The organism is Arcticibacterium sp. SM2516 (assembly GCF_057914865.1).
Genome location: NZ_CP195290.1, coordinates 2,612,603 through 2,634,326 on the forward strand (window position 1 = coordinate 2,612,603; position 21,724 = coordinate 2,634,326).

The 21,724-nt window shown below is 38.1% G+C and carries 17 protein-coding genes; 10 read left to right on the forward strand and 7 right to left on the reverse strand.

Going from position 1 to position 21,724, the window contains the following annotated elements; genetic code table 11:
- The first annotated feature begins 127 nt into the window (after window positions 1–127).
- Window positions 128–709, forward strand: a complete 582-nt coding sequence (locus ACSBFT_RS10895) for a hypothetical protein (RefSeq protein ID WP_489604641.1) — start codon at window positions 128–130, stop codon at window positions 707–709.
- 117 nt (window positions 710–826) lie between these two features.
- On the opposite strand, the gene ACSBFT_RS10900 is transcribed toward ACSBFT_RS10895, so the two are convergent.
- Complete coding sequence (locus ACSBFT_RS10900) at window positions 827–1,564, reverse strand: OmpA family protein (RefSeq protein ID WP_489604642.1); 738 nt, start codon at window positions 1,562–1,564, stop codon at window positions 827–829.
- 477 nt (window positions 1,565–2,041) lie between these two features.
- On the opposite strand from ACSBFT_RS10900, the gene ACSBFT_RS10905 reads away from it, so the two are divergent.
- From ACSBFT_RS10905 to ACSBFT_RS10930, 6 genes are all read left to right on the forward strand, one after another.
- A complete protein-coding gene (locus ACSBFT_RS10905; RefSeq protein WP_489604643.1) occupies window positions 2,042–2,932 on the forward strand; it encodes a cyclase family protein in 891 nt (296 codons plus the stop codon).
- A gap of 103 nt (window positions 2,933–3,035) precedes the next feature.
- Window positions 3,036–3,401 (forward strand): VOC family protein, encoded by a 366-nt coding sequence (locus tag ACSBFT_RS10910; protein WP_489604644.1) that lies wholly within the window; start codon window positions 3,036–3,038, stop codon window positions 3,399–3,401.
- Window positions 3,398–3,835 carry an EVE domain-containing protein gene (locus tag ACSBFT_RS10915; RefSeq protein ID WP_489604645.1) on the forward strand — a complete coding sequence of 146 codons (438 nt, stop codon included), beginning with the start codon at window positions 3,398–3,400 and terminating at the stop codon, window positions 3,833–3,835. The genes ACSBFT_RS10910 and ACSBFT_RS10915 overlap by 4 nt, the downstream gene beginning before the upstream one ends.
- Window positions 3,828–4,289 carry a MarR family winged helix-turn-helix transcriptional regulator gene (locus tag ACSBFT_RS10920; protein WP_489604646.1) on the forward strand — a complete coding sequence of 154 codons (462 nt, stop codon included), beginning with the start codon at window positions 3,828–3,830 and terminating at the stop codon, window positions 4,287–4,289. The genes ACSBFT_RS10915 and ACSBFT_RS10920 overlap by 8 nt, the downstream gene beginning before the upstream one ends.
- A 122-nt stretch (window positions 4,290–4,411) precedes the next feature.
- On the forward strand, window positions 4,412–5,779 hold the full coding sequence (locus ACSBFT_RS10925) for a glycoside hydrolase family 28 protein (RefSeq protein ID WP_489604647.1): 1,368 nt from the start codon (window positions 4,412–4,414) through the stop codon (window positions 5,777–5,779).
- Between the two features lie 62 nt (window positions 5,780–5,841).
- A complete protein-coding gene (locus ACSBFT_RS10930) occupies window positions 5,842–6,384 on the forward strand; it encodes a DNA-3-methyladenine glycosylase I (RefSeq protein WP_489604648.1) in 543 nt (180 codons plus the stop codon).
- Window positions 6,385–6,668: 284 nt separating this feature from the next.
- Here the strand turns inward: ACSBFT_RS10930 and ACSBFT_RS10935 are convergent, their stop codons facing one another.
- The 6 genes from ACSBFT_RS10935 to ACSBFT_RS10960 form a co-directional block, all read right to left on the reverse strand.
- Window positions 6,669–8,465, reverse strand: a complete 1,797-nt coding sequence (locus tag ACSBFT_RS10935) for a hypothetical protein (RefSeq protein ID WP_489604649.1) — start codon at window positions 8,463–8,465, stop codon at window positions 6,669–6,671.
- Between the two features lie 42 nt (window positions 8,466–8,507).
- Window positions 8,508–12,059, reverse strand: a complete 3,552-nt coding sequence (locus ACSBFT_RS10940; protein WP_489604650.1) for a VCBS repeat-containing protein — start codon at window positions 12,057–12,059, stop codon at window positions 8,508–8,510.
- Window positions 12,060–12,168: 109 nt separating this feature from the next.
- The gene (locus ACSBFT_RS10945; protein WP_489604651.1) at window positions 12,169–13,314 is read right to left on the reverse strand and encodes a cell shape determination protein CcmA; all 1,146 of its coding nucleotides are present in this window, start codon (window positions 13,312–13,314) and stop codon (window positions 12,169–12,171) included.
- A gap of 51 nt (window positions 13,315–13,365) precedes the next feature.
- The gene (locus ACSBFT_RS10950; protein WP_489604652.1) at window positions 13,366–15,006 is read right to left on the reverse strand and encodes a RagB/SusD family nutrient uptake outer membrane protein; all 1,641 of its coding nucleotides are present in this window, start codon (window positions 15,004–15,006) and stop codon (window positions 13,366–13,368) included.
- Between the two features lie 32 nt (window positions 15,007–15,038).
- Entirely contained in the window at window positions 15,039–18,257 is a 3,219-nt protein-coding gene (locus tag ACSBFT_RS10955) for a SusC/RagA family TonB-linked outer membrane protein (RefSeq protein WP_489604653.1), read from the reverse strand.
- 199 nt (window positions 18,258–18,456) lie between these two features.
- Window positions 18,457–20,178 (reverse strand): sensor histidine kinase, encoded by a 1,722-nt coding sequence (locus tag ACSBFT_RS10960; protein WP_489604654.1) that lies wholly within the window; start codon window positions 20,176–20,178, stop codon window positions 18,457–18,459.
- A 35-nt stretch (window positions 20,179–20,213) separates the two neighbouring features.
- On the opposite strand from ACSBFT_RS10960, the gene ACSBFT_RS10965 reads away from it, so the two are divergent.
- The 3 genes from ACSBFT_RS10965 (at window position 20,214) to ACSBFT_RS10975 (ending at window position 21,713) form a co-directional block, all read left to right on the forward strand.
- Window positions 20,214–20,855 (forward strand): response regulator, encoded by a 642-nt coding sequence (locus ACSBFT_RS10965; RefSeq protein ID WP_463045529.1) that lies wholly within the window; start codon window positions 20,214–20,216, stop codon window positions 20,853–20,855.
- A 123-nt stretch (window positions 20,856–20,978) separates the two neighbouring features.
- Window positions 20,979–21,560 (forward strand): SIMPL domain-containing protein, encoded by a 582-nt coding sequence (locus ACSBFT_RS10970; RefSeq protein ID WP_489604655.1) that lies wholly within the window; start codon window positions 20,979–20,981, stop codon window positions 21,558–21,560.
- Between the two features lie 27 nt (window positions 21,561–21,587).
- Window positions 21,588–21,713, forward strand: coding sequence for a hypothetical protein (locus ACSBFT_RS10975; RefSeq protein ID WP_489604656.1), 126 nt, complete (start codon window positions 21,588–21,590; stop codon window positions 21,711–21,713).
- Window positions 21,714–21,724 lie beyond the last annotated feature (11 nt).

Sequence of the window (21,724 nt, forward strand, 5' to 3'; positions counted from 1 at the left end):
GAAAAAGTGCCCCTGGCTTCATGAGCTGGGGCACTTTTGTTTTGAACGAAGCCTAATCCAATTTCCGTATGCGATTAAGAGCTTTCAATAGGATATGCATAACTTTAAACTTCTAAACTATATCCATATGAAATACTTAACGCTCTTTCTTCTTTTCTCAATAAACTTGTCGGCAGTCTCTCAGGATGATTTATTGATAGATTGGAAATTCACCTCAGGAACAATTTATAATAAGGCAATTCAAAGATATTTGTCAGATACAAAGCAATCATTAAAAAACTCCATGAACTATGACCCTGATTTACCAATAATGGGAATCTATTTAATACAATGTGACATGGACACTTCTAGTGGATTGGAAACGCTCACGATTAGGTTTTGCTATGATGATTCATGGAAAGAGCACAGTTATGACCGATTTTGCTTTTATGGCTCAAAGCTCCTTTTGATTAATAAAAAAATGAGCACAGCATTATCAGAGGAAACCTTAGAAAACCTTATTCAAGATAGGGTATACGCCAGAAAAAAGAAAGAAGATAGAATGATTACAAGTCGTACAATGACAGCAAGAGATAGTATTACTTTTGATGTAGACAAATATGATGGTTGGTATTCGAATGCACATAAAGAAAACCTACTTAGGGAATCTCCCTACCTCCTCCGGAAACTTATCCTCAATCATAACACCAATTCAATAACCATTAAATAAGCTTACTAGCCATTATCAATCTCTTTTCAAGACGCGGTTGACAACAATATTTTTCACAAAATGCCCCAAGGTAAATTTACCAAGGGGCATTTTATATTTATATAAATGAGCCTGTTTCTATGCCGCTTCTGCAGCCTGTTCTCTCATACGGTTAGAAGGGAGAATCAAGAAATCTACTCGTCTGTTTTTATTTCTATTTATTTTACTACTGTTCTGAAAGTCAGGGTATTTCTCACCATAACTATCTATAAAAAATCTGCTTTCATCTATACCACAACCTTTCAGGTAGTTAGCCGCAATCGCCGCTCTTCTAAATGCTAATTTATCGTTAAAATCTGCAGAACCGGCTGCATCTGTACGTCCGGCCACCAATATATAGGTCTCTGGTTCTTGTTGAAGATTAAAGGCTAGTTTCCTTAAAGCTGTTTTAGCGTTTTCGTTAAGTACATAATCTTCCACCCCATACATATCTCCTTGGTCTAAGGCTACTACTATACCCTCTCCAAAATGTAAAACGGTAGCATCTTCAACTAAATTGGCCGCTAAATCTTTAGAATATTTTTTCATCCAACCAGATAAAACACTGCTCGTGGCTCCTTGAGAGCTGTATTTGGCAATAGTATCTGCTAATGGGAAATTATAGGCTACTTCGTTATTATAAACCTCATCGGTAAAAATGACTTTATCTTCTGCCACAGAATTGTTGGTAGGAATCAAATCCTGTGAATCCATATCTTCTGCCATTTCGGTGTCCATGTCTGTTTCATTCATGGATGAAGAGTCTGAGTTGCTATTACAACCGAAAACAAAAGCAGAAATGCATATAGAACCAATTAGTATTTTTGCGTATTTCATAATTTTAAAAGTTTTGATTTGTACGGAGAGTACTTAAAAGCGTATTCCATTTACCTTTCTTATGTACATTCTGAGGAAAGTGTAGAAATTTCACCCCTGTTACTTCGGAATCCGTGGTGCTTTTATTGAACCCGCTTTATGCATTAGAAATCTCCCGATAGCTATCGGGACTGAAGCTAAATTGCTTCAAATCACTTCGTAAACCCATTTAAACTCAATCACCAGAGCGGTGCTATGCTAATCTCTTTTAAATGTCTGATTTATTACACTTTAGGCACTCATTACAATTCTCCATTGCATAAACCGGGTTGAACATCCTTTCCATCCCAGTTTTCAAAGAACAAGTAATGGTCTTCATCCTTGAATTTATATGATGTGAAACATCCATACTGGACATTTAAAGGCATTCGTTGAATGAAACTCAAGGGAAATAATTAATATAGCTCTTAGGAGTTCAACATTATTTACAAAAAGCATATGCCCAAAAGCGTAAAATTTGATTTTGAAATATACTTCACCAACGGTGGCAATATTAAAGGTGAAGACTTTCGTCTTGATTTAGATGGGGAACAGATTTCTGACCAAGAACTGTCAGATTATATTGTTTCAAATTTGAACCTGTTGATGGTAGGGCAAATCAAAATTTTCAATAAAATCATTTTTGAGGAAGCTCATAGAAGGAAACCTATCCAAGAGAAAGCAGACGCCAGTTTACTTGTCGATTTAAGTCACACCATAGAAAATGGGCTTATTACTTATAAAGGTCTTCCTGCCCCTATTATATGTGATTACCTGAGCCGTGAAGATTCAAAACGTTTTTACGAGGAAGGCACCCAATTTCAAATTGGTAAAATAGAGATGGTGACCAACACCGGCACCTACATAGACTGCCCATTTCACCGCTACCAAGATGGAAAAGACCTTTCAGAAGTTGCACTAGAGCGTTTTGTAGACTTGGATGCCGTAGTTATTCGTGTTCCCTTTTCGGAAACTATAGAAATCACAGCGGAACATCTCAAAAACTGTGAAATCAGAAATAAGGCGGTATTAATCCAAACGGACTGGGATCAACACTGGAATACAGAACAGTATTTTGAAAATAACCCTTATTTGACCGAAGGAGCAGCTGCCTACCTGAGAGACTGCTCCGTAAACCTAGTAGGCATAGACTCTCATAACATTGATGATACCCGAGGAAAAAGCAGACCTGTACACTCCACACTTTTAGGGGCAGAAATTCTGATAGTGGAACATTTGTGCCATCTCTACTTACTCCCAAATGATGGTTTTACGTTCAGTGCCGTTCCGCCAAAATTTAAAGGTGTGGGTACTTTCCCAGTTAGGGCTTTTGCTAAACTGAATAAGTAAGCAAAATCACTTGGCATTTCAACCCAATTTAAAAAAAAGTAAAAGATTAGCATTTTAGTTGTCGCATATACTATATTTGCAGCAACAAAATAAATATTTACAAATGAGACGACTAGAATTCACATCCCTTCAAGTGACAGACTTAGAAGCTTCCAAGGCTTTTTACACCGAAAAACTTGCCTTTGAAGTATCCGAAATGAAAAATCCTGATGCTATCATTTTCAAGTTTAATAAGGGTGATGCCAGCTTTGCTATCAGAAAGCCTTTTGGCAGTTTGGAGAAAAAAGAACTTGGAATTGGCGTATCCACTTGGTTCGTAATTGATGAAAATATTGAAGAACTACATGCCACATTTTTAGAAAGAGAAGTCAAAATTTTGGGAGAAATCATGCAAACTCCCTTTGGTAAGGCCCTCCACGTATTAGACCCAGATGGTTATAAACTTACTTTTTTGGAACAAAACCAATGATCATTAAACAGAAATATTGGATAATAGTAGCCTCAAAAGACCACGTAGAAACGGGCGTATCAGAGGGCATAGCACAGGCCTGCCATGGAAAAGTGGCACCTTTAAAAAGGATGAAGAAAAACGATTTTGTCTTATTCTATTCGAGTAAAAACACTCTTGGTAAACCTGACAAATGCCAAGCTTTTACGGCCATAGGAAAGGTAAAAGACGATGAAATTTTCCAATTCCAGATGACGCCAGATTTTTGTCCATCTAGAAGACGAATTGACTTTTTACCAAGTACTTCTATCTCCATCTTACCATTGATCAACGACTTGCACTTTATTCAAAACAAAAAGCATTGGGGATATCCATTTCGTTTAGGTTTCTTTGAAATAAATAAACACGACTTTGATTTAATTTCAACCCAAATTCATCAAGGAACCCATGCCTAAAAAAATAGAATTCCGCTTTAAAAGCCCTAACGATAGCCCAGGCTATCTTCTGGGGCAGGTCACTGTACTTTGGCAAAGAAAACTAAAAAAGAAGCTTGACCCCATAAATCTAACTCACACGCAGTTTATTATTCTGGCGGCACTTGGTTGGCTTTCTAGAGAAAACAACAAGGTGACTCAGGTGGATATTGCCAATCAAGGTAACTTGGACAGAATGATGGTTTCTAAAGTATTAAGAACATTAGAATCTAAAAAATTCTTAAGCCGTCAAGAACACGAAACAGATACCAGAGCCAAAATTATCCAGCTCACTAAAGCCGGTGCAGAAATACTTCAAAATGCTATTATAAAAGTAGAGGAAGCAGACCAAGAGTTTTTCTCTTCATTAAGCCCAAGCCTGGCTGTATTTAATAACAATATGGTTGGGCTGATAAGTGAGAACAGGCCTAAATAGAATTCGTTACGCGGCTATATGCTTATCCGAATAGATTCAGTATTAATTGATTCTATTTCAGGCATGGAGAAATATGTTTAACATTGTACTTAAGCTCAACCCAAAAAAGCTCAAGCTTCTTAATGAAAAAACATTTACTCCTTCTCTGTCTATTTGCTGCATTCACATTATACTCTTGTACTAAAACCCATCCAGCAATTTCTTATGAAGAAATTCACATAGACGCTCCCTTTGAAATGGACACTATAAAAGTCCCTAATTTCAGTGCCTTTAAATCCTTTTCCATTTTAGATTTTGGGGCAGAAGCCGGAAACCAACAAAAAACGACGCAGGCCATTGCAAAGGCCATTACCCAAGCAAATAAAAATGGTGGAGGACGAGTAATTATTCCATCAGGCGAATGGTTAACTGGTCCTATTCATTTTAAAAGCAATGTGGAATTACATCTTTCAGAGGGTGCTATACTTTTATTTTCGGACAATCCAAAAGACTACCTACCGGCTGTTCATACGTCATGGGAAGGCATGGAATGTTATAATTATTCGCCACTGATTTATGCTTTTGAGTCACAAAATATCGCCATTACCGGTACAGGCGAATTAAAAGCTAAAATGGATGTTTGGGAAGAGTGGTTTGCCAGACCAGCTCCTCATATGAACAGCCTTAAACATCTTTACACCATGGCTGCCAAGGGTGTTCCTGTGGAAGAAAGACAAATGGTAAACGACAGCTCGAACTTAAGACCACATTTCATTCAGTTCAACCGCTGTCAAAACATCTTGGTAGAAGGGATTACTATCACCAACAGTCCCTTCTGGACTATTCACCCTTACCTTTCAAAAGACGTTGTCATTAGAAACATAAAAGTGTATGCCCACGGGCATAATAATGATGGCGTTGACCCAGAAATGAGTCAAAACGTATTGATAGAAAACTGCATTTTAGATCAAGGCGATGACGCTGTTTCTATAAAATCAGGGAGAAATCAAGATGCATGGCGACTGCATACACCATCTAAGAATATCGTTCTTAGAAATCTTACGGTGAAAAATGGTCATCAATTATTAGCACTTGGAAGCGAACTATCTGGTGGAATAGAAAACGTTTTTGTAGACAACTGTGAAGTACTGGATGGTGCTAAGTTATCTCACCTACTTTTTATTAAAACCAACGAACGTAGAGGTGGTTATGTCAAAAACATCTTTATAAATAATGTAAAATCTGGCAAAATAGATAAAGGAGTTTTAGGTATTGAAACCGATGTGCTTTACCAATGGCGTAACCTTGTGCCCACGTATGAGCGTAGACTTACGGCTATTAGCGACATTCAACTTACAAATGTAAAATCTACCGATGTAGCGTTTGTTTCTCGAATTTTAGGGCAAGAAGAGCTACCTGTTGAGAATGTTTCGTTGAAAAATGTCAGCGTCGATACATTTAAAGAAAAAAAGCACATTCATGAAAATGTCATAAATTTCACGGAGGAATAATTCTAATTTTTTTAGCTAATACCTAGACTTTAAATTCCTTACTTTTAAACAAAAAAAAAACGATGTCGTACTGTAAATTTTGTCAAGACCTACCAGAAGATAATGTCCATAAATATTATCACGACAATCAGTATGGCTTCCCTTTAGAAACCGACAATGAGCTTTTTGAGCGACTTATTTTAGAAATCAATCAGGCAGGGCTTTCATGGAATACCATTCTGGTCAAAAAAGATAATTTCTATAAGGCCTATGATGGTTTTGATATAGGCATTGTAGCGTCTTACCCCGAAGCCGAAAGAGAAAGACTTCTTTCTGATGCTGGTATTATCAGAAACAAACTCAAAGTAAACGCAGCCATTCATAATGCTAACGTCATTCTAGACCTCCAAAAAGAGCATGGAAGCTTTAAAAAGTGGGTTGAAATCAACCACCCGCTTTCGAAAGTAGCTTGGGTGAAATTGTTCAAAAAGCGATTCAAATTTGTAGGTGGAGAGATTGTCAATGAATTTCTTCAAAGCACAGGCTACCTACCCACCCCACATGATAAAGATTGTCCTGTTTATGCTAAGGTTGAGGTGGCGAAGAGGAGCATGGGTATTTATTGATTTTGTTTTCACCAATGTTACGTCCTTTTGAGACTTGTCCTTGTTTTTCTGTTTTTTTTTCTACTTAGGTTAAGTCCCTAACGGGACTTGTTTAACTCTGCTTCTTTGTTATTCTACCGAGGTTACGTCCCTAACGGGACTTGTTGGACTTTGCTTCTTTGATATCCGTGGTATCAAAAGCCCTGAAGGGGCTTAAGATGAATAGAAAACATCCCAACCTTTAAAATTTTCTTCGGCGGACTTTTTGCATTTATGCAATCAGTGTTACAAAAGATTCTACAAGGTTATTGTTCCAACTTATCTATCATCACAAAAACCGAACTCCAAGCGGGTATTGTTACCCTAATACCATCTTTAGTTTTTGCAGATTTGGTTTTTATGGTGTCATAATTTGACGGACCACCTGCAGCCCCTGAGGGAGCTTCACCATTCACAATTACCTTTCTTGAGAAATCGCCATTATCTGTTCCACCAGCTAAATTATACCAGTAATATCTTTCGCCAGCGTTAAAGTTTTCTGTTTTAATCTCTACATTTTGCGGTTTACCAGTAGTGTTGACCAAGGCCACACTTACCTCTCCAGAACTATAAGTGGAAGCATAAGATTTAATTGAAGACGGGAGAGCTCCAGCTGCCGTAGCTTTAGAAGAAACCATTCTATCTCCAATGGTCTTCTGGAAATAGTACATGTGATAAAACGAAGGCCTTGCATTCATTTTAGGATCATCAGAGGCTCCTCCATCACTAAAAAGTCCATGATCATTTCCGTTTTCCCAGCCATTATATAAATCCCATCTGGCTGCCATACCATATTTATTTTTGATAGATTCTGCCTGAACAATGACCGCAAAAGCCCCACTGGTATTAGACACTTGCTGCATTCTATCTTTGGCCCACATGTTCCACTCCGTAAATGCTATAGGCTTCGCTTGACCTCCATTTATACTAATTTCATTTCGAACAAAATTCATCATTTTTTCAGGTAGAGCTATGGCATCTTTTAAGATATTAGCCGCTTCAGAATTTTCATTATAAGGCGTAATGTAGTTATGGGCAATATAAAAGTCGGCTTGATTATCTATATTCTTTATCAGCCCTTCATTCCAAGTTCTGGTGGTATTAGACTGCCAATCTTGTATAACAGATTCTTGCATAACAGCCCCAATTTTAATTTCCGAACCAATTTCTGCCGCCGCATTTCGCATAGAATCAGCAAAAACCTTAAAGTGCTTGGCGTACAGTGCTCCCGTCAAAAACTCTGGTTGCCCATCTTGATTTTTACTGAGGTCTATTCTATTTCCTTTTTCCCATGTACCGTAATTTTCATTTCCCACCTCCCAGAGTTTGGTGCGACCATTATCATATCTTACCCAGTCGGCAGCGAGTTTAGCCGCCATAGCCACAGGGTCTTTACTGGTGCCGTATCTGGCAAAACTATAGTTTACGCATATACTTCCTTCATTTTGGGTCGTCGCCAGCAAACTGTAATAATTCTCTAAAGATCCACGCCAATTGTCTTTCGTCTGACCATAGAAGAACCTAGCATCTTCTAACAGCCCATTCTCATTCATAAACTGCTTAGGCACACCCCATTTCTCCATGTATTCGGCAGATGGTGTTTCTTTAAAACCACTTACATTTGGGTCGTCTACAGGATTTGTATTCCAGAAATAAACATTACTCCCACTCCCTGCTGGCCATCTTATAACATGAGGGTTTAAGTTACTAATATCACGAATTAAGCTCGGTGAGTCTACAAAAGTCCCCATCCATGTATTCGCATTATGTCCAAAAATCTTGTTTGGTATTTTGGTGATAATCTCAGACGCATTGAGTGTGACCGTATGCGTGGTAGACGAAGGTGTCGTCCCATCTATATATTCGGGTTTTTTAAAAGTTTTAGGCTGCCAGTCATCTAGAAAAAAGCCTATAGTAGACGCTAGCTCAGGATCAATTGCTGGCTGCACCTCTACTATATCTATGGGCGTTTCATCATCTGGAATCACCACACTTTTAGAACACGAGAACAAAAAAAAGAGATAAAGAATTATCACTGTTTTGATTTGAAAAGTACTTATCATTTTCTTCTTTTTTAGTTTTAAAACATTCATTCTAAAACTTTGTTATTTATTAAGAGCTGAGCCTCCATTAGCATCAAAAACCTCAATGGATATGATGTTATCTGAGAGCATCAGGTTTCTGGAAGACTGCGACATAAATGAGCTTCCATAGTTAATTTCAATTTTCCTTTTAACGCCACTTTTAAGCGTAGCTATACCATAGACGTCTGTAGGTTTCGGACTTATCATCCTAGTAGCGTTTCCTAGTGTAAAGCTTTTTAATCCTGCCCTGTTCTGTGAGGTTAAGAATATTGGTTTACCTTCTGAGTTGGTAACTCTGACCAATGCCTTGGCATCGCCTTTCGCAAGAAAGCCGCTTTCCTTTAAAGTATTAGCCTTAAATCCTCCAATTCCATTTCCTGAAAGTAACAGACCATTAAAAGCATCCAGTCGTCCTACCGAAACTTCATTTCCGTAATCATTACCCACCATAAGGACATCTAAAAAGCCATCTTGGTCAAAATCTTCCACCAGCATTCCAAAAACAGGAGCAGTCTGAGCTGCGAAAGGCAAAGCAGTAATATTTAAATTCCCCTGACCTAAATTCTCTATATAACAGCTTTCTACCGTATTGACTTTTAGCACTAAGGCCTCTTTAACATCATCTTTTGCCAGAATACTATAAATGGTAGATTTGGAGAATTTCTCGTAATTGTCGAACCGCTGTCTTAAAGCGTTAATCTGCTTAAAGAGGTCGTCTCTCACATTAAAAGCTACCTCTTTTTTCTCTTTATCTTCTGTCAAATAATGCACCGTAGGAATGGCATCAAAAACACCATCCTTATCAAAGTCTTTGGCATAAATAGTTAGCGGAGTTTCTTGAGATATTTTATAATTATTGTTTTGACCCAGATTACCTACCACATAATCTAAATCGCCGTCGTTGTCAAAATCTCCAGAGACAATACTATTCCAAAATCCAATCTTGTCTTGAAGCGATTTAGACTTCACATGCTCAAATTGAGTTCCTTTTAGATTTTTAAGCATGGTGATGGGCATGGCCTCTCCCGCCACTATTATATCTTGCCAACCGTCGTTATCAAAATCTGTCCAGATGGCATCACTTACCAAACCTATTCCTCTTAGACCAGGGGCCAAACTTGAGCTTACATCGGTAAACTTTATCCCGTTTTTAGAATCATTTCTAAGGATAAAACTATTACTTGGTTTCGGGTATTGGTCTACTTCCAATCTACCACCAATGAATAAATCTAAGTCCCCGTCTTTGTCAAAATCTGCCGCTTTCACCGCCGAACCACTTTTAAGAAAACTAGGCAAAGCATCTACGGCCAAACGGAAGTTCCCATAACCATCATTTTCGTACAATCTATCCTGATAATGGACAGAACTCGGAGAGGATTCATTACTTCCACTTACGATATATAAATCCAAATCTTTATCTCCGTCTGCATCAAAAAGCAGCACGCCCATATCTTCAGAAACATTTTTGGGGTCGTCAAACACCTTTTGAGTAAAACGTCCTGAAGCTTTTTGAATTAAAAACACACCAGAATGGCGGGCAGCCCCACCTATAAAAACATCCTCTAATCCATCGCCATTGATATCTCCCACTGCCATAGCAGGACCATATTGAGAAAACTTATGTGGAATCAGTTTTTGAATATGGAAATCTATAAAATCGGTTTCTTTGTGAAGATAATTAATAGCAAGTTCGGCCGTATTATCCATGAATATCCCCTTTGCCTTAGTACTAGAATTCTCGGGATAAACAGCAGTAGCCTCGCTCACTACTAAAGTTTGATTGGCTTTAACGCCTTTTAGTTTCGATTCTTTACCACTTTGCCATTTAATATTAACTTCCGCTACCTCTGCTACTTTCCCTAAACCAAAATGAGCGACATTTTCAATGGTAGATAAATACCCTCTATAAGGCGTGTTTTCATACACTTGCATTAAACCATTGCCATAGCTTATTTCTATAAGGGCCCCATGACCATTAATATTACCCTCACCACCTTCACATTTAACTCGCAGAAAATGATGATTTTCTGAACGCCCATTATTAAGATAAACAAAAGCGGCTTCGTTGATATTATTGACCACATAATCCAGGTCTCCGTCATTATCAAGATCGGCATAAGCGGCCCCATTTGAAAAACTAGGTTTCACTGTACCCCACTGCTCATTAACTTCCTCAAAAAAAGGAGTTTCGGTGTTTCCTGAGTTCCTAAAAGACTTGTTGGCCACTTTTCTGGAAGGCAACATTCCTAAGAGTTCTTCCAATGTCGCTTTTCTTTGTACCGCAGCCGGAAAACCATAAACAATATAATCTAAATCTGTAATGTCTTTGGGGAAACCATTGGTAATAATAAGATCTCTAAACCCATCATTATCAAAATCTGTAACCAATGGGCACCAACTCCAATCTGTTTCTGCCATACCTGCCATTAGACCTATTTCGCTAAAAACGGGTATTCCCGTGCTAGCATCAAATCCAGCATTTAGCTGCAGGGTATTTCTGGCATATTGATAGTTATAACCATACATCTCATTATTCTGATAAGTGGAATAATTATTAGCAGGCACCATCATTTTCTTTCTAGCGTTCTGCTCAGGAAGCATGTCTAAGGCCACAATATCCACCAAACCATCATTATTAAGATCTGCCACTTCATTACCCATAGCGGAGTAAGAAGTATGTTTAAAATAAGCAGAAGACTGATCTGTAAATGTGCCATTCTGATTGTTTATATAGAGGATGTCATCTGAAAGAAAATCATTGGTAATGAAAATATCTTTCCAGCCATCTCTGTTTATATCTGTAATATTAATGCCCAAACCATAGCCATCTTTTAAGATTCCTGCGGTTTTAGATACATCAGTAAAATGCGGATTTTCGTTGGTCCCGTCGTTTTTATAAAGCTTATCGGTTCTTTTAGAAGACCCATCTATCACCTTTTCTACATACTTATTTGGATAGCCGTGCTTCTCCAACTCATTCACCAAAAGAAAAAGATCTAAATCTCCGTCATTATCATAATCAAAGAAAGCAGCATGGGTCGTGTGGCTGGTATCTGCCACACCATATTCCGAGGCCAAATCTTTAAAAACGGGCACCCCCGCATCATCGATTCCCTGATTAATATAAAATAAATTGGCTCTTAAGCTGGCCGTTGGATTTACGGTGGCAGAAACATAGATATCCATCAGTCCATCATTATTGATATCTACTGTTGACGCTCCAGAACACCATTTTTCATTGGCAGAAACACCACTCAACTCCGTTACATCTTCAAACTTTAAGGAAGCACCACCTTTATTAAGATAAAGCTTATTGTTGACTTGATTCCCCGTAAAATAGACATCGACGTGGCCATCATTATTGAAATCTGCCAATGCCACACCCCCACCGTTATAGAGGTACTCAAAACTAAACACGTTACGCTCATTGGTTTCTGTGATGGTATTTGAAAACGTAATCCCAGACTCCTCGGAAGAAAGTAAATGGAACAAAGTAGCCTCCTTTTCTTTACAAGAAAGAAAAAGGCTTCCCATTAAAACCACTGTAAGCAGTATGTTTTTCACAGATTTCATTAAATCTTAAAGACTAGATTCTGGTGTCTTGATGCTTAAAACACTTATTTAAAGAAAATAGTAGCCAGACAAAACGCTAACTACTATTTATCCAATTTTTATCTTATACCTATCTGATGAACATGATGTCATCAAAATAAAGCGTCTCACTTTTGTCTGGACCTTTAACTCTCCAGCCTATTTGCTTTAAGGTGGTTCCAGGATACCAGAAGTCAAGGTCTGCAATAGCTATCTTGTAGTAATTCCATATTTCAGGAGCTACATCAATCTTATTTTTATCGTCAAATCCTCCAAATCCTGCTTTCGAGGCATCGGACTGAATCCATAGAGAAATTGGCACAGAACCACCTTTCACAGAAAAAGTAATGTACTTAAAGTCTGCTTTGTACGGCACAGATGGGCTCCAGTTACTGATTCCTGCTAAATGCCAGTTTCCACCTGCATAAACTTTTGAAAGGGAAGATTCTCCAGCAAATGCTTGATCTGAATTAACCAGAAGTGCATCCCCCCATGAACCATTGGCAAAGCCATCAGCAAATGCCTCATCAAATATAACATATGCCTCATCTGCATTCACAAACTTGTAAGACAGAGCATTAAAGGTGCCACTAGAATTGGTTATGTCCAGCGTTACTTCGCTTAAGGTCGTTTTAGGGAACCTTAGTGTCATCGTTTCGTCACCCACTTTATCTTTGGTTCTCCCCACGATTTCCACTTCTTCTGTAGTTCCTGTAAAAGTTACCGAGCTCACATCAGCAAAGTTTTTTCCCTTTAAAACGATATCTCCTCTGCCCTTTCCAAAAGTCCTTTTATTGGAGGCATAAACAGCTGCTTTAGCTATAATCTTAAAATCATGGGTTACCTCTCCATGAGAAGTCACAATTTTAATTTGGTTATCAGCAGTTGCATCTGTTGGTGCTTCTGCAGGTATCCTTATTATAAGCACATTATCTGTATTGTAGGTTGGGTTAAAACTCGTTTGATAACCATTAAAATACACATAAACAGCCCCCCCTATGTTATTTCCTTTTATGACCAAAAGCTCGTAAGGTTCTGCACCAGTAATAAGGCTATCCGCATAGCTGCTAATGGTATCTAAAATAAATACACCACTCACTGTTGGTACGCCAGTGCTAAACCCTGGCACACCGTCGTCGTCTTTCTCACAACTGGAAAGAAATGAAATCGCGGCCAGCATCACCAAAACGGCTATGCCCGAAATCTTCTTATATAAATATTGATTCTCTTTTTTCATTTTTCTTGTCTTTTTATGGAGAAACAGCTCTGTTTCTCTACAGCATAATTTCTAATTAAACTTGTAAGGAACAGGGTCTTTTAAAAGGTTAGGAGCCTGAGCAGTTTCGGTATCTGGTAGAGGCAAATAAAACTTAGAAGGCACCAATGTGAACCTTTCTTCATTACGATTAATGAACTGGAATTCTCTCTTTTTCTGAGGAGTACCCGTACCTTCAACTATTCTAATGGTATAAATTCCTCTTATTTGACTTCCAATGATGTCTATCACTTTCTGAGGATTGTAATAATATAGTCTTACCATATCATACCATGCATCTCCTTCTACCGCAAACTCATACCTTCTTTCGTGCAGTAAATCGTCTAGCGTAAAAGAACTTACGGGTGCCAAAGTGGCTCGCTCTCTAATAGCATTGAAGTATTTTAATGCTTCCGGATCGGCAGTAGAAGCATTATTACCTAAAATAGCCTCCGCATAAATTAAATATACATCTGCCAAACGCTGCATGTAGGTGTTGTTAGGGGCGTTTTGCTGCTGCCCTAAACCACCATTATCATCTGGTGTTCCTACAACGTATTTTTTAAAGTTCGCAAAAGTAGTCCAAGCATTTTCCGCTGGAACAGGTACTCTATAACCTCCTTTAGATTTTACCAATTCAGGATAATGATCGGCAGGAAGCATGAAAGTCGCTTTTCTTCTCACGGAGTCCGCAGGGTCTAGATTAATCAAATAATCGTAAGAAGCTCCGTTTCCTCCACCCCATCCATCTTGGAATCCAGTAAGCTGGCTATTGGCTGCAAACTGAGATTGAAATTGGTTTCCTGAACCATAACCACCATTACTCACCCATTGTAGACCAAAAAGCTGCTCTGGATTATTATTATTGGCTGTCAAAAACAAATCTGAATAATTCTCCATAAGCTGAAAGGGACCATTCTCAATCACATCTTTGGCTAATACTTTAGCTTTATCTAAGTAACCTTGATCCCTTTGTCCATTACTAGAACCTAAACCTGCTCTAGTTAAATAAAACCTTGCCAGCATGCCTTTGGCGGAATAGGCATTTAGTCTTCCACTACCAGGAGTAGAAGTGGTAGGAAGTAGTTCCACAGCCGCTTGTAAATCTCTTATTGCAAACTCCCAAACCGTCTCAACCGTATTTCTAGCCAGCGTGGTATCTGCACCTTGCTTCAGGTTATCTGTAATGATAGGCACTGGACCCCAGTTTTGAACCAAATAATAGTACGACAAACCTCTCATGTATCTGGCTTCTCCTATAGCCCTGTTTTTGGCTTCTTGAGAAACCGCTGGTTTAGCATAGGTTTCTACGTTATACATTAAAACATTACACTGAGCCACTATGGTAAAGAAAGAGTTCCAAGAGTTTCTCATGTCAGAGTTGGTGTTTGACACATTAAACTGATAAAATTGCTCCCAGTTGGTATTATAAGGGCTTAACATATTGCCGGCACGACCATCACCAAAAGAAAGTAGAGCCTGTCCGTTTGAGCCAAACCAAACTTTATTATAAAGTGCTGCAGTTCCAGCTAAAAGCTCGGCATCTGTGTTAAAAAAATCTGGTGCCGTAAGGTTATCCAAGGGAGGCGTTTCTAAGAACGACTCTTTACAAGAAGTAAAACCGAATACCGTTAGAGCAACAAATAAAAATTTCAATAAATTATATTTTCTCATTTTCCTATTATTAAAAATTATCTATTGTACTATTAAAAATCAAATGATGCCGACATCGTGTACATTCTAGAAGAAGGATAACGTCCATTATCAAAACCAGGAACACCTGCAGAAGTACCTACCTCTGGGTCATATCCTGAATACTTGGTAAACGTAAAGGCATTCTGAACACCTGCTGCTATCTTCACGCCGTTGATTGGCAGGTATTTCTTTAGTACAGATTTAGGCACGAAGTAGCTCAGCTGAATATTTTTAACTCTGATGTAAGAGCCATCTTCCACAAATTTGTCTGTGGCACGGCCGCTGTTGCCATATGCCGTTCCCGAGATTCTAGGAACCGAAGTTCCTGGATTCAATAAAGTGAGCGTTTCATCTAACTCTTGGCTGCTTGGTTTAGCAAAAGTTGAAGCCTCTTTATAAGCACCATGGATGTAGTTTCTGAAAGCAGAGTTATCAAATCTAAGTTGATTAAAAATCTTGTTTCCATAAACACCTTGTGTAAAAACAGACAACTCTAAACCTTTGAAAGAAACGGAATTAGAAAAACCAAAAGTGAATTTAGGCCAAGGGTTTCCTATAAACGTTCTGTCTTTATCGTCAATCACTTGGATATTTTCTCCTAGTTCTGGGTCATAGTATTCCGTTTTATCACGATTAACATATTTCACGTCTCCTACCCACGCCTGATCGTAACCGACATGTATTCCTGTAGGAAGAGCTGCTGACGTTAAATCTTTATAATCTTCAATTAAACCATCTGCCTCATAGCCATAAAACTGAAACAATGGCTGGCCAACTATAGAACGGGAGATGACTCTGGTAAACCATGGGAACCTGTCTATAATGGCTCTTTCAGTATTTAATTTCAACAGTTTATTTCTATCCAAAGAAATATTAAAATCACTTCGCCATGTAAAGTCGCTAGAAGTATTACCTCTGATAGGCGTGGTATTAATGGCAATACCAAAACCTCTGTTTTCCATGTCTCCAATATTAACAACCGGAGCTCCAATGCTACCCTGCCCCACCGTTCCGGCATATGCTGGTAAAGGTAAATCTGTGATAAGATCCGTGGTTTTTCTTAAATAAGCATCAAAGATTATTTGAACACGGTCGTTTAACATATTCATGTCGAAACCAGCATTATAGGTCGTGGTGTTTTCCCATTTAATATCTGGGTTTGGGAACCTTGCCGCTAAGAAACCTTGACCAGATTGCGTAGCAGCTGTACTAAGCGGAGCATAAGTATTTTTTCCCCAATACTGATTTCCTGTAGTACCGACTTCAAATCTCAGTTTCAAATCGTTTATGAAAGTAACATCCTCCATAAAGCTTTCTTTAGATACTCTCCATGCGGCAGATACAGAAGGAAAATATCCCCATCTGTTATTTGGACCAAAGTAAGAAGAGGCATCCGCTCTGAAGGTTCCTTGGAAGATATACTTGTCGTCAAATACATATCCTAATCTTGTGAAATATGACTCCTGAGAGTTATCATCTCTTCTACTGCCACTTAAAGAAGTTTTTGGGTCCCCAAGGCTTAGCTCAGAAAGTGCGTTATTGGTAAAACCTGTTACTCTACCAGAAAGCTGCTCATTAAAAGAATACTGAGCTTCATGTCCTACAATCACATTAAAGCTATGTTTTTCTAAGAAGGTCTTCGCATAATTAATTCTTTGGTTAGCACTCCAGAAATAGTTATTCCCGCTATACCTTTCCGATGTAGAAATTGGGTTATTAGCACCTTGTGTAAGGTCATTGGCTCCGAAAGAGTAGGAAGGACGGAAAATAGCTCTGGTGTCGTTTCCATAATTGCCGTTAATCTCCGTATGGAATGTAAAATCCTTTAAGAAATTCAAATCTGCGTAAAGTGTACCGAAAGCGGTCATACGCTTATATTCATTGGTATTAATTAAAGCCAATGCCACAGGGTTAGTGATTTTAGCAGAATATTGTCCTGGAATAACATCCTGAGGACCACCGAAGGTACCGTCAGGATTATAAACCGGAGCGTTAGGTGATTGACGAATGGCTGTACTAATTACATTATCCTCATTGATTGATAACTTCTCATCTGTTCCTGAAACAGATAAATTAGTACCAATTTTCAAATATTTTCTGGCGTTACTCTCCAAGTTCATTCTAAAAGATTTTCTCTTAAAACCAGAGTTTGGAGCTATACCGTCTTGGTTCATAAGTTCGGTAGAAAGATAATAAGTCATTTTATTGGTACCACCGCTCATAGAAAACTGCTGCTTTTTCATGGCCGCTGTTTTAAACAAGGCCGACTGCCAGTTAGTACCTAAGCCTAAAATAGAGGGGTCTGCAAATTCCATATTATGACCATAACCTACTTCATCTGCCCAAGCATTGCTATAAGCAGCATACTCTCTCAAATTCATCATCTCAAGCTGATTTGGGAGACTTTGGAAGTTATACATGGTCGTAAAATTCACTTTTGCATCTCCAGCTTCTCCTTTTTTAGTGGTAATTACAATAACACCATTAGAAGCCTTAGAACCATAAATAGATTGTGCAGAAGGTCCACTCAAAACGTTCATAGAAGCAATATCATCTGGGTTTATGCTAGAAAGGATATTGGACTGACCGTCAGAACCAATCCCTTGTGATGGAGCATCCTGAGGAATGATTTGAACACCATCTATCACATACATCGGCTGGTTATTACCATTAATAGTAGATAAACCTCTTATATATACAGCTGCGGCACCGCCTGGCTTTCCAGAGTTGCTGGCCACAAATACGTTGGGAGCTCTACCTTGAAGTGCCTGGTCTAAGGTCGTATTCACCGTCTTTTTCAATTCAGACTCACCGATGTTTGTCTGAGCACCTGAAAGAAGACGCTTGCTAGAAGAACCGTAACCCACTACCACGATTTCATCAAGTGAATTGGTGCTTTCTCTTAGTGTAATATCAATGATGCTTTTATTACCTACTGTAATCTCTTGCTTTTCAAAACCAATAGAGGTAATGACTAAAACGGCATTACTTCCCGCCTCTATACTATAGTCGCCATCCATATTCGTAACAGCACCCTTAGCGGTTCCTTTCACCAGTACACTAGAACTCGGTATTCCCTCGCCATCTTCACTCGTTACTTTTCCCGAAACCTTTCTGGCATTTTGACCAAAGCCATCTGCAGGAAACAAGTAAATAAGTGAAGCAATTAACGCTAGCCATATTGTTCTCAAATTTGGCAACGCATAACTTCTTTGTAGTTTTTTTTGCATAGAAATAAAAATTAAGGTTGTTTTTAGGCTTGTAGGGCTGCTTATTTCAATATAGGGCACGCCATACTTTATAAATAAAGTCCAAAATTACCCTCTATTTATACCAATACTCTAATGGTATTCCCCCATTTTTAAAACCAAGGGTAAACCCTGAGATCTTGCATTACAAAACCATCTTGAAAGAAAATATAACGCTGAATTATACGATGGGAATAGAAATAGTAATGGAGGTACCATTCTTATTATCAGAATGTAGGTTCAGTAAGCCTTGTAGATAATCTACCCTAGAACGGATATTATTCCACCCACTAGAATCTGTTTTTATTAGGCTCTCTTCAAAACCCTTACCGTCATCTTCAACCGTAAGATTTACGGTTTTGTCCGAAAAAATAATTTGAACCAATATTTCCTTGGCCGCAGCATGTTTCAGAGAATTGGTCAGAAGCTCCTGTATGATTCTGTAAACCATTAAGTTCTTATTCTTCCCTAAATCCTTTGGTTTACCAAAATGTTCAAAGATAATATTGGGGTGTGTGCCACTTTGCTTGAATACGAAATCCTGTAAGGCTTTCACTAGGCCAAAGTTTGTAAGATTGCTGGGCTGCATATTGCTAGAAATATTTCGAAGTTCAGAGCAAGCTTCGTCAAGCATTCCTAATGTTTTTTCATGAGTAAGCCCTTTTCCCATTAAAATTTTAATTCTAGAAAGCATGGTACCTAAGCCATCATGAAGCTCTTGGGCTATTCGTTCCCTTTCCTTTTCTTGACCTATTATAAGAGCGTTTAGTGTACCAATCTGATTATTCTTGTTGGCTTGGTTTATTTCCAACATATTAATCGCTCGCCTATTTATAAACGCTATGACTAAAAGAACAAGAATAAGCAAGGTTAAAAACAGTACCCCAATATACATCCGCTGCCTAGTCTCTAATTTTTCAATCTCGCTTTCAGCAATTTGTTTCTCCAAAGCCAACTTAGCCACCATTATTCTCTCATTCTCTATCAGATTATAATCACTAAAAGACCTCAGGTCCGACTCTATCTTAGAATTATAGATTTTCTCAACCATCTTTAAAGTCAAGTCGCCATATTTATGGGCATTGGCATAATCCTTTTTCAAAAAATAATAATTCTCCAGATTACGGTAAAACTCCTTTTTCAGCTGAAAAAGAATTTCATTATTTTCCACTAATTTCAAGCCTTGCAAAAGAGCTTCTAACCTTTTATCTTCCTGCTTTAATGCGTTATAACAAATAGATTTAAAATAAAACGAAAGCCCTTCAACCCAATCAATCTTTAACCTATGTCCTATTTCATAACTAATTTCGGCATGTTCTAGAGCCCTTTGTATTTCTCCTCTTCTGGAATAGTAATCTGCATAGGAAGAGTGTATTCTAGCTTTGAAACCTTCGTCTTGAACTTTTTCATTAAGCATTTCTGCTCGCCTTAATTTCTCAGATACATGATCAAAGCTGTTTTCATGAATATCAATATTGGCCAGGTTTATTAAATGTCCTAACTCTAAGGATGGCCAGTTATTATTCCTAAAATAATGGACAGAAGTGGCTATATATTCCTTGGCAAACTTCTTTATATAGGCTCTGCCCATATAGTAGGAACCAATGGCTCCACGAATATTATAATAATTTACCGAGTCTCCCACAGCCAAGAATAACTCCATACTTTTGTGTAAAGTGGCCATAGGAGAAATATCGGGTACTTCAGAATGCTCCTCCTTTTTGGAATAACACCAATAAGTAAAAGCTAAACCCAATGTATCTTTTTCTATTTCATATTTTTGTAGCAAGCTGTCAAGTTGTACCTTGGTGAAAGACTGATTCCAATCTGGATATTGAGCAAATGAACTGGTGAGACTTAAAAAGCCCACCATCAATAAATAGATTTTGGAATGCAGCTTCATACAATTTCTGCTAATGATTTAAACTAAAAAGTACAATGATAAGGGTATTATTGGTAGATGACCATAAAATTTTCACAGAAGGTGTTTCTTCCTTATTGCAACAAGAGTCGGATTTTGAAGTGGTAGGAGAATGTCAAAATGCCAATCAAGTTAAAAACGCACTGAAAGAAAACAATATCGACGTCGTACTTTTAGACATCAATTTGGGGGAAGACAGCGGTCTAAATGTATGCACCTATATTGATAAAAAACACCCAGAAATTAAAGTGCTGGCCATGTCCATGTATAATGACGAAAGTTTCATTACCAAAATGATGAAAAATGGAGCGTCTGGTTATATTTTAAAAAACACTGGAGGCGAAGAATTACTTAAAGCCCTAAGAACCGTTTATAAAGGAGAAACCTATCAAAGTAAGGAGGTTACAGATATAATAATGCTGAGTCTTTCCCGACAAAAAACAACGGAAAACAATCTTTATGAACTAAGGTTTACAAGAAGAGAAAAAGAGGTATTAGAACTTGTGGCTAAAGGTAAAACCACAAAAGAAATAGCCACAGAGCTATTTATAAGCAACAAAACCGTAGAAACTCATAGGAGCAATCTGCTTTCAAAATTTGAGGTAAAAAACATGATTAGCTTGCTGAAGTTGGCTATGGAGTATGGGTATATAAAGTGAGATTTAAACACATGAAATAAACTAGAATCACACAGACTTTCTAACCGTATTTCAGCGTAATATTGATACATACTTTAAGATAAAATTGGCATATCACCTTATTTATGGCAAATCAATAATTGCATGATAAAGAATCATTTAACAGCTATCATATTTTCAACGGCTATTCTTCTTTTCGCCCTTATTCTGGGCAATGCGGTTAAAAACAGAAACAGACACCAGAACAACATTTCTGTGACAGGTCTGGGAACAAAAGATTTCACCTCCGACCTGATTGTATGGTCTGGAAGCTTCTCAAAAAAGGAGTACAATTTGAAAGTGGCCTATGCCGCACTAGACAAAGACAGAGAGATTTTACGAAACTATTTAGTGTCAAAAGGAATAGCGGATAGCTCCATTGTTTTCAGTGCTGTTACCATCAATAAAGATTTTAGCTCAGATTATAATGAAGCCACCAGAAATACCGTGACCGTTTTCACAGGGTATAATTTGACCCAGAATGTTTCTGTGGAAAGCAAAGACGTTAACAAGGTGGAAAGTGTGTCTAGAATGGTGAGTGAAATCATAAATTCGGGTGTAGAATTCTATTCGAATTTTCCAGAATATTATTATACCAAACTGGCAGAATTAAAAGTAGAAATGATAGCCGAGGCCACCAAAGATGCTAAGTCTAGGGCTGAGAAAATTGCAGAGAATGCAGGTTAGTCTATCGGAGATTTAAAAAACGCAAGCATGGGGGTTTTCCAAATTACTGGACAAAACTCCTCCGAAGATTACTCTTGGGGTGGAGTTTATAACACAACTTCTAAAAACAAAACCGCTGCCATTACCATAAAACTGGATTATGAGATAGATTGAGTTCTTAGAAA